The sequence below is a fragment of the Catenuloplanes nepalensis genome (genome assembly GCF_030811575.1).
GTDB lineage: Bacteria > Actinomycetota > Actinomycetes > Mycobacteriales > Micromonosporaceae > Catenuloplanes > Catenuloplanes nepalensis.
Map to the genome: position 1 here is coordinate 8,429,620 of NZ_JAUSRA010000001.1, position 13,938 is coordinate 8,443,557.

General features: G+C 72.6%; 9 protein-coding genes and 2 pseudogenes. 8 read left to right on the forward strand and 3 right to left on the reverse strand.

The window, feature by feature from the left end; translation table 11 throughout:
- Nucleotides 1-117: 117 nt before the first annotated feature.
- Together J2S43_RS36580 and cds1 are read left to right on the forward strand one after the other, a co-directional pair.
- Nucleotides 118-567, forward strand: a complete 450-nt coding sequence (locus J2S43_RS36580; RefSeq protein ID WP_306837012.1) for an Lrp/AsnC family transcriptional regulator — start codon at nucleotides 118-120, stop codon at nucleotides 565-567.
- Entirely contained in the window at nucleotides 564-1,664 is a 1,101-nt protein-coding gene (gene cds1 / locus J2S43_RS36585) for an L-cysteine desulfhydrase Cds1 (protein WP_306837014.1), read from the forward strand. Before J2S43_RS36580 ends, cds1 begins: the two co-directional genes overlap by 4 nt.
- A gap of 444 nt (nucleotides 1,665-2,108) precedes the next feature.
- On the opposite strand, the gene J2S43_RS36590 is transcribed toward cds1, so the two are convergent.
- From J2S43_RS36590 to J2S43_RS36600, 3 genes are all read right to left on the reverse strand, one after another.
- Nucleotides 2,109-3,785, reverse strand: a complete 1,677-nt coding sequence (locus tag J2S43_RS36590; RefSeq protein ID WP_370881705.1) for a DEAD/DEAH box helicase — start codon at nucleotides 3,783-3,785, stop codon at nucleotides 2,109-2,111.
- A 232-nt stretch (nucleotides 3,786-4,017) separates the two neighbouring features.
- Nucleotides 4,018-6,594, reverse strand: a complete 2,577-nt coding sequence (locus tag J2S43_RS36595; RefSeq protein ID WP_306837016.1) for a hypothetical protein — start codon at nucleotides 6,592-6,594, stop codon at nucleotides 4,018-4,020.
- A 74-nt stretch (nucleotides 6,595-6,668) separates the two neighbouring features.
- Nucleotides 6,669-8,216 carry a C40 family peptidase gene (locus J2S43_RS36600; RefSeq protein ID WP_306837018.1) on the reverse strand — a complete coding sequence of 516 codons (1,548 nt, stop codon included), beginning with the start codon at nucleotides 8,214-8,216 and terminating at the stop codon, nucleotides 6,669-6,671.
- Nucleotides 8,217-8,497: 281 nt separating this feature from the next.
- On the opposite strand from J2S43_RS36600, the pseudogene J2S43_RS36605 reads away from it, so the two are divergent.
- The 6 genes and pseudogenes from J2S43_RS36605 to J2S43_RS36635 all read left to right on the forward strand — a co-directional run.
- Nucleotides 8,498-8,692: pseudogene (locus J2S43_RS36605) on the forward strand (aminofutalosine synthase MqnE); the annotation flags it as partial.
- 621 nt (nucleotides 8,693-9,313) lie between these two features.
- Nucleotides 9,314-9,559: a DUF4229 domain-containing protein gene (locus J2S43_RS36615; RefSeq protein WP_306837021.1), complete on the forward strand. Its 246-nt coding sequence runs from the start codon at nucleotides 9,314-9,316 to the stop codon at nucleotides 9,557-9,559.
- A gap of 108 nt (nucleotides 9,560-9,667) precedes the next feature.
- Nucleotides 9,668-10,969 (forward strand): annotated as a pseudogene (locus J2S43_RS36620) (M14 family metallopeptidase); the annotation flags it as partial.
- A gap of 222 nt (nucleotides 10,970-11,191) precedes the next feature.
- Nucleotides 11,192-12,121, forward strand: coding sequence for an ABC transporter substrate-binding protein (locus J2S43_RS36625; RefSeq protein WP_370881706.1), 930 nt, complete (start codon nucleotides 11,192-11,194; stop codon nucleotides 12,119-12,121).
- Complete coding sequence (locus J2S43_RS36630) at nucleotides 12,118-13,134, forward strand: FecCD family ABC transporter permease (RefSeq protein ID WP_306837023.1); 1,017 nt, start codon at nucleotides 12,118-12,120, stop codon at nucleotides 13,132-13,134. Before J2S43_RS36625 ends, J2S43_RS36630 begins: the two co-directional genes overlap by 4 nt.
- Nucleotides 13,134-13,934, forward strand: a complete 801-nt coding sequence (locus tag J2S43_RS36635) for an ABC transporter ATP-binding protein (protein WP_306839697.1) — start codon at nucleotides 13,134-13,136, stop codon at nucleotides 13,932-13,934. Before J2S43_RS36630 ends, J2S43_RS36635 begins: the two co-directional genes overlap by 1 nt.
- Nucleotides 13,935-13,938 lie beyond the last annotated feature (4 nt).

Genomic DNA, 13,938 nt, shown 5'->3' on the forward strand with positions numbered 1-13,938 from the left:
TGTCCGGAGAACGTGGAAAACGCACTGGTTGAGCCGTTCGGCGGTACTATCTGCGAGCTTAGTTCTGATTTACGACGGATCGCCGCGCGCGGTCGGGGGCGATATTGTTAACGCACCGTGGATACAACTGACCTGAAAATCGTGGAGCTGCTGCGTGGCAACGCGCGCATCTCGTACGCGGAGCTGGCCCGCCAGGTCGGCCTCTCCGCCCCCGCCGTGCACGAGCGTGTCGGCAAGCTGGAGTCCAACGGCGTCCTGCGCGGCTACCAGGCCGAGGTGGACCCGGAGGCCGTCGGGCTCGGCGTCACCGCGTTCATCGGCATCGTGCAGGACTCCGGCGGCGACACCGACGACGTCGGCGCCGCGCTGCGCGAGATGCCCGAGATCGAGGACTGCTACTTCATGGCCGGCCTCGAGTCGTTCCAGATCAAGGTGCGGGTCGGCACGATAGCCGAGCTGGAGCAGATCGTCGTGCGCATCGGCCGGGTCCCCGGCGTGGCCAGCACGCGCACCGCGATCGCGCTCTCCACCAAGTGGGAGCACCGACCGCAGCCGGTGGTCCGATGAGCAGCCCGTCCGACTTCGCGCGCTGTGACGAGCCGGCGCGGCTCTGGGTGACCGAGGCGATCGGCAAGGTCGAGGCGGACGCGAACCGGTCCGCCGACACGCACCTGCTGCCGTTCCCGCTGCCGCCCGAGTGGGGCATCGACCTCTACCTCAAGGACGAGTCGGTGCACCCCACCGGCTCGCTCAAGCACCGCCTGGCCCGTTCGCTCTTCCTCTACGGCCTCTGCAACGGCTGGATCGGCCCGCAGACCACGATCGTCGAGGCGTCCTCCGGCTCGACCGCGGTCTCCGAGGCGTACTTCGCCCGCATGCTCGGCCTGCCGTTCATCGCGGTCATGCCGGCCACCACGTCCGCAGAGAAGGTCAGCCTGATCGAGCTCCAGGGCGGCAAGTGCCACCTGGTCGCCAACCCGGCCACCGCGTCCATCGAGGCCCGCCGCCTCGCCGACGACCTGGGCGGGCACTTCATGGACCAGTTCACCTACGCCGAGCGCGCCACCGACTGGCGGGGCAACAACAACATCGCCGAGTCGATCTACGCGCAGATGGCGCTGGAACGGCACCCGATCCCGGCCTGGGTCGTCACCGGCGCCGGCACCGGCGGCACCAGCGCCACGCTCGGCCGCTACGTCCGCTACCGCCGCCACGACACCCGCGTCTGCGTGGTCGACGTGGAGAACTCGGCGTTCTTCCCGGCGTACCGTGACGCCGACTGGACCGTCGAGACCGGTCAGGCCTCCCGGATCGAAGGCATCGGCCGCCCCCGCGTCGAGCCAAGCTTCCAGCCCGCCGTCGTCGACCGCATGCTCGCGGTCCCGGACGCCGCCTCCCTCGCGGCCATGCGCGCGGCCAGCGCGGTCCTCGGCCGCCGCGTCGGCGGCTCCACCGGCACCAACCTGTGGGGCGCGTTCACGCTGATCGCCGAGATGCGTGCCGCCGGCCACACCGGTTCCGTCGTCACCCTGCTCTGCGACGGCGGCGAACGCTACGCCGACACCTACTTCTCCGATTCCTGGGTCACCGAACAGAACCTCGACCTGTCCCCGCACCTCGCCACGATCCGCGACTTCCTGACCTCCGGAACCTGGCCCCGCTGAGCCCGTCGCCCGGAAGCGGGAAGATCAAGATCATTATCTTCCCGCTTCCGGCGTGGTCGCGTTCCGAGTGCTCCCGCGGGCACCGGTTCACTGCCAACCGCCAACGGCCCACTCCGCAAGCTGCTTGCGCCGGCTTTGCTCTGCTTACCTGAACAAGCACCCCAAGTCGGACAGCGGCATTTCGCCCAGATCGCTCTGCTTCCCACAGGTAAGCAGAGCAAAGCCTGCCGGAAAGTACCTCGAAAGCGGGCGATCCACCTGAATCGCCTTCGACGCGACACGGACGACCGGCGGCAGGCCCGGTTACGTACCCGCTTGAGGGGCGGCCTCGATCCTGGGCTGCTCACCGTGCGGCCGGGCGGCGACCTCTCGTCGACGCGGCCGGCGGCGGGAACGGCGAAGGCCGCCACCCCTCTCGGGTGGCGGCCTTCGCTGTGATGCGGGTCAGTGCGTGCGTGCCGGGCGGCGGTGCGGGCGCTCGCCGCCGCTGGGGCGGTCGTCGCGCGGGCGCTCGTCGCGGGGACGCTCGTCGCGCGAGCGCCAGCTCGGGCGGCGGTCGCCGTTGAAGCGGTGGTCGCCGGAGCCGCTGCCCTGGCCGGTGCCGCCCTGGCCGACGCCGCCCTCGCGAGGGCCTCCCTGGCCGACGCCGCCCTCGCGGGGGCCGTCGAAGCGGCGCGGACGGTCCTCACGAGGACCGTCGAAGCGGCGCGGACGCTCGCCGTCGAAGCGGCGCGGCCCACGGTCACCGTCGAATCGACGTGGACCACGGTCGCCACCGCCACCGCCGAAGCGGCGGCCGCGGCCGCCCTCGGAACGGCGCGGCTCCGGCTCCTCCACGACCGGCACGCCGGACGGCTCCTGCGCGCCGACCAGCTCGGTCAGCGCGGCGTCGCCGGCCCGGACGCGGGTCTGGGACGGGCTGACGCCCGCCTTCTCCAGCATGCCGAGCGTGGTGCGGCGCTGCTTCGGCAGGACCAGCGTGGCGACCGCGCCGGACTCGCCCGCGCGGGCCGTGCGACCGGCCCGGTGCAGGTAGTCCTTCGGGTCCTTCGGCGGGTCGACGTGCAGCACCAGCGAGATGCCGTCGACGTGGATGCCACGCGCGGCGACGTCCGTGGCGACCAGCACGTTCGTCCGGCCCTCCTTGAACTCCGCCAGCGTGCGGGTTCGCGCCCGCTGCGTCTTGCCGCCGTGCAGCGCACCGGCCCGGACGCCGACCGCGGCGAGCTGCTCGACGAGCCGGTCCACGCCCATCTGTGTCCGCGCGAAGATGATCGTCCGGCCCTTGCGGGCCGCGATCGACGCGGTCACCGGGAACTTGTCCTGCGGCGGGATCAGCAGCATGTGGTGATCCATGGTCGTCACGGTCGCGACGGCCGGTGCGGTCGAGTGCGTGACCGGGTCGGTCATGAACCGCTTGACCAGCGAGTCCACGTCCTTGTCGAGCGTCGCCGAGAAGAGCAGCCGCTGGCTGCCCTCCGGCGTCTTCGACAGCAGCTCGGTGACCTCGGGCAGGAAGCCCATGTCGGCCATCTGGTCCGCCTCGTCCAGGACGGTGACCTCGACCTTGTCCAGGCTGCAGACGCCCCGGTTGATCAGGTCGCCGAGCCGGCCCGGCGTGGCCACGATGATCTCGACGCCCCGGCGGAGCGAGTCGATCTGACGGTCGTACGGCACACCGCCGACCGCGGTCTTGATGAACACGCCCAGCGGCTTGCCGAGCGGCATCAGCGCGTCCGCCACCTGCATGGCGAGCTCACGCGTCGGCACCAGGATCAGCGCCTTGGGGTGGTGCGGCTCGGCGCGGCCGCTCAGGGCGACGCGGGCCAGCACCGGAAGGCCGAACGCCAGCGTCTTGCCGGAGCCGGTCTGACCACGGCCGAGCACGTCCTTGCCGGCCAGCGCGTCGGGCACGGTGACGGCCTGGATCTCGAACGGAGCGGTGATGCCCTCACGGGCGAGAGCGCGCACCAGGCGGCTGGGAAGCCCGAGGTCCTCGAACGTGACCGCGGGGGTGATCTCGGTGCTCTCCGCGTCGGCGGAGGGAGCGGACTCGACGGAAGGGTCCGCGGACGAGTCGAAGAGGGACGGGAACGTGCTGGGGTCAACGAAAGTCGTCAAAGAAACCTCTCAACGGGGCGCATGCTCGCTAAGTGGCCCCGCCGCGGCGAGGGGAGTCGCCGCGAATGCCCTGCAAGAACGCCCTTCGGCAGGCGCTGCGCACGCCAGCCGGAAACGAATGATGAATGACAGCCTACCCGTCAACCAGCGGTGAGCCGGGGGCATTCCCGTCCCGTAGTGGCGGGGCTCACTGTGTTACCCGATTGGCGTAACGTCCGGTTTGCGCCCACGGTTACTGGCCGAACAGGTCCTTGAGCTGGTCACCTACGACGATCGAGGCGATGATGCCGACCACGATGATCGCGATCGCGACGCTCGCCAGGATGACCATCACCCGGGTGGAACTGTTCGAGTCGGAATTGTCATTCCACCGCTGCGGCGACAGGATGTGCCCGGTCAGCGACCCTGTGTTCTCGATCGCGGGATTGACCGGAACGCCACGGGACACCGGCTCGCCGGTCCGGGTGGGCGGCGCGTAGACCGTGCCGGACTCCCGGCGCTGGCCGCGGGCCCACTGGTTGTACTCCGCGGACGCGGCCACGCCGTGCGGGTCGTCCCGGCTGTCCGACGAGAGCCCGCGCACCACCGGCGTCACCGGGGCGTCGTCCCGCGGCGGCCACTGCCGCCCGGGCTGCACGACCTCGGAGGCCGGCCACGGCGGCAGCGCGGCCGCGGGCACGTCGGCCCGGCCCGGCGCGGACGCGGCGGACGCGGACGACCAGGTGGTGCCCACCGCGGGCGGCGGCGGGAACGGCGGCATCGGAGACGGCGGCGGGAACGGCGGTCCGGGCGGTGGCGCCGGAGGAGCCGGCACGGGCGGTCCCGGGTACGGGCCTGGCGCCGGCCCGGGACGATTCGGGTCCGGGAACGGCGTCGGCACCGGACCAGGGCCCGGCGCGGGCGGCTCGGCCGGCTCCGGCGGTTCCGGGGGTGCGGGCGGCTCGATCGGCTCCGGCGGCTCGACCGGATCCGGCTCGGTCGCGCCGGGCGCCCCGGCCCGATAGACGCGCGGATATCCGGTGCCGGAGCTCGCCGAGCCCACCACGTCGCTGGCATCCGGCGTGATCCGGTTCAGCCCCGGCACGGATGCTCGCGCCCGGGTCGGCTCACCCGGAGCGGACCCACCGGCCCGCTGCGCCGGCAGCGAGTACTCCGGCTGCACCGATGCGGGCGTGGCGGTCGGCAGGCCGTGGGACGACGGCGACGCGGCCCGGAACGCGGGCGGCCCGCTCGTCACCGGCGGCGTGGACACGGGCGCGCCACCGGAGACCGGCGTCGCGAACGCGGACGCGCCACCGGAGACCGGCGGCGCCGATGCCGGTGTGCCGCCGAAGGCCGAAGGCGAGCCGAATGCCGGCGCGCCACCGGAGACCGGCGGCGCCGATGCCGGTGTGCCGCCGAAGGCCGAAGGCGAGCCGAATGCCGGCGCGCCACCGGAGACCGGCGGCGCCGATGCCGGTGTGCCGCCGAAGGCCGAAGGCGAGCCGAATGCCGGCGCGCCACCGGAGACCGGCGGCGCGGACGTGGGCGCCGCATCGGAGGCCGGCGTGCCGCCGATGCGGGGGGCCGCGCTGCCGGAGGCGGGTGAGCCGCCGAACGTGGCGGGCGTGCCGAACGCCGGTGCGCCACCGGAGACCGGCGTCGTGGCCGTGGACGGAGCGCTGGAGATCGACGGCGCCGGGACCGGCGCGCCGCCGAAGGCAGGGGAGCCGCCGCCAGCGGCCGGGCCGCCAAAGGCCGGGGAGCCGCCGCCAGCGGCGCGGGAGTTGTCACCGAGAGGTGAGGACGACCCACCGAACGCCGGCGGCGCGGAGGACACCGGGGGTGCGGAGACCGGGACGTCGCCGAACGCGGACGGTGCCGAGGACGAGACCGGCGCACCGCCGAACGGCAGCGAGGAGGAACTGGGCGACGCGCTGGACGCCGGTGGAGCCGACACGGAGGCGCTGCCGAAGACCGGCGACGCGGCCGGAGCGGGGGAGGCCGGCTCGGGCTCGGCGTCGCCGAACGCGAGCGACGTCGGCCACGCCGCGGACTGCACACCGAGCGGCGACCCGGTCGGGGCGGCGGCCGGGAACGTCGTGGCCATCGCGGCCGCGCCGTAGGCGGCGGACCCGGCGCCCGCGGAGATCGGTGCGGAGACGACGGGCGGCGCCGCGGCGGCGCTGTCCGGCAGCAGATCGGCCGGAGACGGTGTGGTGGCGATCTCGGCAGCCCCGGCGGAGTCCGGGATCGGCGCGGGTTCGCTCTGCGCGGTGGCGACCGCCGCGCTCAGCGAGGCATCGGCCGTCTCCCGCTTCGGCATGGCGAAACCCGACCAGGCGGACGCCCCACCCTCGGACCCGACGCCACCCGACGGCCCACCGGCAGCAGCAGACGCGCCGGCAGCCGAGAACGCGCTGGCAGCCGATGACGCACCAGCGCCGGACGCCACGACGGGGTCCGGGCCGGCGGAGGGCGCGCTCAGCGACGTCTGCGCACCGGCCGGGCGGTCACCGCTGAAGTCCGCGAACCGCGGGCTCTCCGCCGGTGGCGTCGTGAAGGACAGCACCGGCGCGGGCGTGATCGCGCCCGCCGCCGGTGGCAGCGTAGGGCCCGCCGCCGGCTCCCCGGAGCCCTCAGCGGGCGTGCCGTAGTCGCCGGCCCGGTAGGTCCGGCCCTCGGCCGGCTGCCGGGACGGAAGGACACCCAGACCGGCGAGGTCGCCGGCGGTCGCTCCGGTCACGGAAGCACGTCCCACCTGGGCGCGTGCCACCGCCGCCGGGGTGTTTCCGGACGCGTCGACGCCCTCCACCCGATCCTCGCTCATGACATCGCCTCCCACGTTCCACCCTCGCATAAAACGTGCCATACCCGCGAGTCGCGGGACGGCTGACCCGGGGGTCAGCCGTTGGCGGACGCGGACGACCCCGCGGAGGCACTTCCCGAGGCGGCGGTGGAGGCGCTGCTGGACGAGGACGAGCTGGCCGACGTGCTGTTGGACGGCGGGTTCGACGGCGGGCCGGACGACCCGGCGGAGTTCGACGGTGCCGGGGACGGCGGCTCGGGCTGCGTCGCCGGGTTGGACGGGCTCGGCGAGACCGGCGGTGACGACGGCGAAATGCTCGGCGACGGGCTCGGCGAGCCGGACCCGGACGGCGACGGGGACGGGGACGGAGACGGGGAACCGCTGTTCGACGGCGTCGGCGTCGGCGAACCCGGCGTCGGTGAACCCGGCTTCGGCGGCGTCGGCGACGGCTGCGGCTTGGGTGTGGGCGTCGGCTTCGGCGTGTCGCCGCCGCCACCGGACGGGCCCTCCACCGCGCCGAAGACGCGGGTCGCGGCGAAGAAGCGCGACCAGCTGATCGTCTGCACCTTGACCACCTCGCCGATGGTCGGCGCGTTGACCATCTTGCCCTCGCCGACGTACATGCCGACGTGGTAGACGTCGCTCCACCGGTTGCTGGTGCTGAAGAAGATCATGTCGCCGGGCAGCAGCGCGGACTTCGGCACGGTCTTGCCGCGGGTCGCGTAGTACTGGTCGTTGGCGACGCGGGGCAGCTGGAAGCCGACGCTACGGTACGCGTCCCACATCAGGCCGGAGCAGTCGTACGTGTTCGGGCCCTCGGCCGCCCACTCATACCACTTACCGCGCTGGGCCATCGCGAACTCGAGCGCCTTGAGCGCCTTCGGGTGGGCGACCAGGCCGTCGGTCGTGGTGTTGTCGAGGTAGTCGGCGCCCAGCGCGGCCTCGGCCGCGTCCTGCTGTGCCGCTATCGCGGTGAGCTGGTCCTCGTTCTGCTCGCGGATCTTGAGCAGCTCGGCCTCGAGCGCCTTCAGCGTGGCCTGTCCGCCGGTCAGCTGGGTGCGCAGGCCGGCCTCGGCGGCGAGCGCGGCGTCGCGCTCGCCGATCGCGGCGATCGCGGCCTCCTGGGCACGTGCCAGGTCGGCGGAGAGGCTGCCCGCGGTGTTGTCGGTCTCGCGCGGCACTCGCCAGAGCGAACCGATCTTGTACAGGTCGGAGGTGAAGAGGTCGGGCGGGAGCGCCGCCTCCTCCTTGAGCGTCTCGGCCGCCGCGCTGTCCCGCGCGGTCTCCGCCGCGGCGAGCGCCGCGCTCGCGGCCACGACCTTCTGCTCGGCCACCGCGACCGCGGCGGAGGCCGCGGTGAGCTGCTCCTCCAGCGCCAGCATGCGTTGACCGGCCTGGTTGAGCTCGGTCTGCTTGGCTTCGAGCTGGGTGGCCACCGGGTTGCCGGTGAGCGAGGCGGGCTGCGTCGTGGTGCCGCCGGGCGTCGTGATGCCGGGCGTGCCGGGCAGCGCCAGCGAGCCGGTGGCGGTCGGGCGGGAGCCGCTGTTCGGCACGCCTGGGATGGGCGGCGCCGCGTACGCCGGTGAGCTGATGACCGCGGCCAGCGTGGCGCTGACCACGGCGGTGAAGATCACCGGGCGCACCAGTGGAGACGGTGCCGCGCGATGACGTCCCACGTGCGTGTACTGACCCATACCAATCCCCACGTGCTCGCCAGACGATCATTATGGACCGCGCCGGCTCGTCCCGTTCCCCCTAAGGGTGTACCTCACACTCCCACAGAGTGTCGATCGGTCGGTGGCGATCCGATGCTGTGAATCCCCTGAAATTTGGACGATTTGGAGGGATAAATCGGAAAGGCGGCTGGAGTGACCTCGGTTGCAGTCGGCCGGTCGTTCAGATTCCGGCCACGTACGCTCTGAGCATGGATTCCGGGTTGAAGCGCACGCTGGAGCAGAAGGTCTACGCCGGGGAACGGCTCACCCGAGATGACGGAATTGCCCTGTTCGACGCGGATGAACTCGCCTGGCTGGGCAGGTTGGCCCACCACCGCCGGACCGAGTCGTTCGCCGACCGGGCGACGTTCGCCGCCGATCGGTCCATCGACGCGAGTGAGATCGTTTACGGGCGTGCCGAGGACCCCGCCGCGCACCTGGTGGACGCGGTGCTAAATCTCCGTGAAGATCTTCGGCCGGCCTCGCTCGTGCTGAGCAAAGAGGACGGTGCGCCCGCCGAGGCGCTCCGCACGTTCGCGGTCGCCCGGCTGCTGCTCGACCCGGCCGTCCACCTCACCGCCGACTACGCCTCGCACGGCCCGGCCCTCGTCCAGCTGCTACTCAACTACGGCGCGGACGACCTGACCGGCATCCCGGCGGCCCAGACCGACGACCAGAGGACCGACGGCCAGAGGACCGGCAGCGAGAAGACCGACGGCCAGAGGACCGACGGCGAGAAGACCGACGGCCAGAAGACCGACGGTGAGAAGACCGGCGGCACGCCGGAGCAGCGCTGGCGCAACGCCGACAGGCGCGCGGTCGAGCTGGACGCCGACCAGGAGCTGCTGGAGCTGATCTGGGACGCCGGTCTGCGCCCGGTCGAGCGGGACGCGTCCTATCGTGTGGTCCGCGAGCACGACGCACCGGCCCCGCTGGCCGAGCGCCGCGCCGTACCCCAGAAGGTCTGGGCCTGATCTGTCGTACCCTCTGATGGTTGTGATTTCCCGGTTGAAGAGGTGAGCGCTGTGGCCGCGATCAAATACACGGCCGGCCGGATCGGTCTCTTCGTGGCGTTCTTCGCGGCGATGTGGTTCGTCGACACGGACATCTTCATCAAGCTGATCGCGGCGCTGCTGCTCTCCGCGGTCGCCTCGTTCTTCCTGCTCGGCGCGTGGCGCGACGAGATGGCGAACGACCTGGCCGCCCGCGCGGACAGGCGCAGGGCCGAGCGCGCCCGGCTCCGTGCCGCGCTCGCGGGCGAAGAGGAATAGACCATGTCATCGGCAGGATGATCGCTTTGGGATATCGAGGCGTATTGAGCTGATCACGCTGGCGGTGGTGGAGTGGGCGGACCCACCTCCACACCCCCAGGAGGCTCAATCGTGTCCACCTCCCGCATCCGCCTCGCCGTGGCGGCAGTCGCCGCCCTGGCGCTGCTGGCCACCGCGGCCGGGCCCGCGACCGCGCGCCCGGCGGAGCAGCAAGACACCGGTCAGACCACGCAGTACACCGTCTCCGGCGTGCGCACGGCCGACGCGCGCAACGCGATCGCCCGGACCGGCGCGGCCATCGACGCGGTCCAGGAGCACGGGGTCGTGACCGTCTCCGCCACCGCGGACGAGCTGAAGTCGATCCGCGCGCTCGGCTTCGCGGTGCAGGCCGTGGCCGGCCCGTCCAGCAGCGACTTCGGCACGATGGACTTCCCGTCGGCCGACTCTAACTACCACAACTACGCGGAGATGACCGCGGTCATCAACCAGGTGGTCTCCGACCACCCGGCGATCGCCCGGAAGAGCAGCATCGGTACGTCGTACGAGGGCCGCGACCTGCCGGTCATCAAGATCTCGGACAACGTGGCGACGGACGAGAGCGAGCCGGAGATCCTGTTCAACCACCAGCAGCACGCGCGTGAGCACCTGACCGTCGAGATGGCGATCTACCTGCTCAACCTGTTCACCGACAACTACGGCACGGACACCCGGATCACGAACATCGTGAACTCGCGCGAGATCTGGATCGTGCCGACCGTGAACCCGGACGGCAGCGAGTACGACATCGCCACCGGCTCGTATCGCTCATGGCGCAAGAACCGGCAGCCGAACAGCGGCTCGACCGCGATCGGCACCGACCTCAACCGCAACTGGGGCTACAACTGGGGCTGCTGCGGCGGCTCGTCCGGCACGCCGTCGTCGCTGACCTACCGCGGCCCGTCCGCGTTCTCCGCGCCGGAGACGCAGCGGCTGCGCAACTTCGTCAACAGCCGGGTGATCGGCGGTGTCCAGCAGATCAAGACGAACATCGACTGGCACACCTACTCGAAGCTGGTGCTCTGGCCGTACGGCTACACCACGGCTAACACCGCGACCGGGATGAACGCGGACCAGTACAACACGTTCGCCACGCTCGGCACGCAGATGGCGAACCTGAACGGTTACACGCCGGAGCAGTCCAGCGACCTCTACATCACGGACGGGGACAGCCTCGACTGGATGTGGGCCACCCACAAGATCTTCGCCTACACGTTCGAGATGTACCCGGGGTCGAGCGGCAGCGGCGGCGGCTTCTACCCGCCCGATGAGGTGATCCCGGCGCAGACCGCGGTGAACCGGACCGCGGTGCTGCTGCTCGCTGAGTACAGCGACTGCCCGTACCGGGTGATCGGCAAGCAGGCCACGTACTGCTAGTCCTCGGTCACAGTTGACCCGGGCCCCGGCCGATCGGCCGGGGCCTGCACTAGCGTCTGTGGGAGGAACCGTTCCCGCAGCGAAGTCCGGTGCGAATCCGGCGCTGTCCCGCAACTGTGAAAGCCAGGTCGCCTGCGGAGCACGGTTGCGATCATCGCCCTCGCGGACCGGGGCGCGTCGCGTGACGCGTGCGGGTCCGCCGTCGAACCGGAGGTTGCCGTGGCGCGCGGACGTCGTACCCTCGCAGTGATTCTCGCTCTGGTGGCCGTGACGGCCGGGTGTGCGAGCCCGGACGAACCCGCACCACCCACGTCGTCGGCGGAGGCGAGCGCGGCCTATCCGGTCACGGCCGGCGGTGTCACGCTCGACCAGCGGCCGCAGCGGATCGTGTCACTGTCGCCGACCGCCACCGAGGTGCTGTTCGCGATCGGTGCCGGCCCGCAGGTGGTCGCGGTCGACGACCGGTCCGACTTCCCGGCCGACGCGCCGGTCACGGACCTGTCCGGCTTCCAGCCGAACGCGGAGTCGATCTCCGCGCGGACGCCGGACCTGGTGGTGATCTCGAACGACCTCAACGACATCGTGGCGTCGCTGACCACACTGAAGATCCCGGTCTACCTGGCCGCGGCCGCGACCTCGCTTGACGACGGCTTCCGCCAGTGGCGCGAGCTGGGCGCGCTGACCGGGCACCCGGCCGAGGCCGAGGACCTGGTCGGCCGCGTCGGCACCGAGATCGACAAGCTGGTCGCCGGGCTGCCGGAGCGCGCGACGCCGCTGACCTACTACTACGAGCTCGGCCCGGAGCTGTACTCCGCGACGTCGACCACGTTCGTCGGCGCGCTGCTCGGCCGTGCCGGGCTGACCAACGTGGCCGATCCGGCCGACGCCAACGGTGCCGCCGGCGGATATCCACAGCTCAACCAGGAGTTCCTGGTCAAGGCGAATCCCGACCTGATCTTCCTGGCCGACGTCACCTGCTGCGGGCAGAGCGCGGCGACCGTCGCGGCCCGGCCCGGCTGGAACACGATGACCGCGGTCCAGAGGAAGCAGGTCGTGGCGCTCGACGACGACATCGCCTCCCGCTGGGGCCCGCGCGTCGTCGACCTGGTCCGCGCGGTGACGGACGCGGTGGCCAAGGTCCCCGCGTGACCCGGTCGCAGCCACTGTGGTGGCTGACCGGCCTGCTCGCGGTGGCCGTGGCGGGCGTGGCCGGTCTCGCGTTCGGGCCGGTCCGGCTGCCGCCCGTCGCTGTCGCGACGGAGATCCTCAACCTCCTTCCGGGGGTACGGATGCAGAGCGGCCTGTCCGAGCGCGAGGTGGCCGTGCTGCTGCAGCTGCGGTTGCCGCGCGTCGTGCTGGGCCTGCTCGTCGGCGCGATGCTGGCCCTGGCCGGCGCCGCCTACCAGGGCGTGTTCCGCAACCCGCTGGCCGACCCCTACCTCCTCGGCGTGGCCGCGGGTGCCGGGCTGGCCGCCAGCGCGGTGATCGCGCTGGACGGCCCGCGCGCGCTGCTCCCGGCCGCCGCGTTCGCCGGTGCACTGGCCGCGATCGGGCTGACCTACCTGCTCGGCGCGGCCGGCGGCCGGGACCGGTCACCGGCCGCGCTGATCCTCGCCGGCGTGGCCGTGGCCGCGTTCCTCCAGGCCGGGCAGACCTGGCTGATGCAGCGGCACGCGGACGACCTGCGGGAGATCTACTCCTGGCTGCTCGGCCGGCTCGCCACCGGCGGCTGGTCCGACGTGCGCATGCTGCTGCCGTACGTGGTGGGCACCGCGATCGTGGTGCTGCTGCACCGGCGGGAGCTGGACGTGCTCACGGTCGGTGACGAGGAGGCGGCTGGACTGGGCCTGCACCCGCAGCGCTCCCGGCTGATCCTGGTCGCGGCCGCGTCACTGGGCACCGCGGCCGCGGTCTCGGTCTCCGGGCTGATCGGTTTCGTCGGCGTGATCGTGCCGCACACGGTCCGGCTGCTGGCCGGTGCGTCGTACCGCGCGATCCTGCCGCTGTCGATGCTGTTCGGCGCCGCGTTCCTGATGCTGGCGGACCTGCTCGCCCGCACCGCGGCGGCGCCGGCCGAGGTGCCGATCGGCGTGATCACCGCGCTCTGCGGCGCGCCGTTCTTCGTGCTGGTGCTGCGCACCCACCGGCGGGTGGCGCTGTGATCTCGGTGCGGGGCCTGCGGGTCCGGCTCGGCGGCGCGACGATCCTGGACGGCGTGGATCTCGCCGTCGCGCCCGGCGAGTGGGTGACGATCATCGGCCCGAACGGCGCCGGCAAGTCCACGCTGCTGCGCGCGCTGACCGGTCTCGTCGCGTACACCGGCAGCATCTCGCTGACCGGCGGCGGGCCGCCACCGGCGGGCGGCTCTCCGGCGGCCGGCGGCGTCGAGATCACCGCGTTGCGGCGGCGGGAGCGGGCCCGGCGGGTGGCCACGGTCGCGCAGAGCCCTTCGGTCCCGCCCGGCATGACCGTCCGCGAGTACGTGCTGCTCGGCCGCACCCCCTACGTGCCGCCGCTCGGCCGGGAGTCCGCCGCCGACCTGGCCGCGGCCGACGAGGAGATCCGCAGCCTGGACCTGACCGCGTTCGCGGACCGGCCGTTGACCACGCTCTCCGGCGGCGAGCGGCAGCGCGCGTTCCTGGCCCGCGCGCTCGCCCAGCGCGCACCGCTGCTGCTGCTCGACGAGCCGACCAGCGCGCTCGACATCGGTCACCAGCAGGACGTGCTCGACCTGGTCGACCGGCTGCGGCGGGACCGCGGCCTGACCGTGGTCGCGACCATGCACGACCTGTCGATCGCGGGCGAGTACGCGGACCGGATGGTGCTCCTCGCGGCCGGCCGGGTGGCCGCGGCCGGCACCCCGGCGGAGGTGCTGACCGAGCCACTGCTGGCGGCGCACTACCGCGCCCGAGTCCGGGTGCTGCCCGGCGAGCACGGCCCCCTGGTCGTCCCGGTCCGCTGAGTCA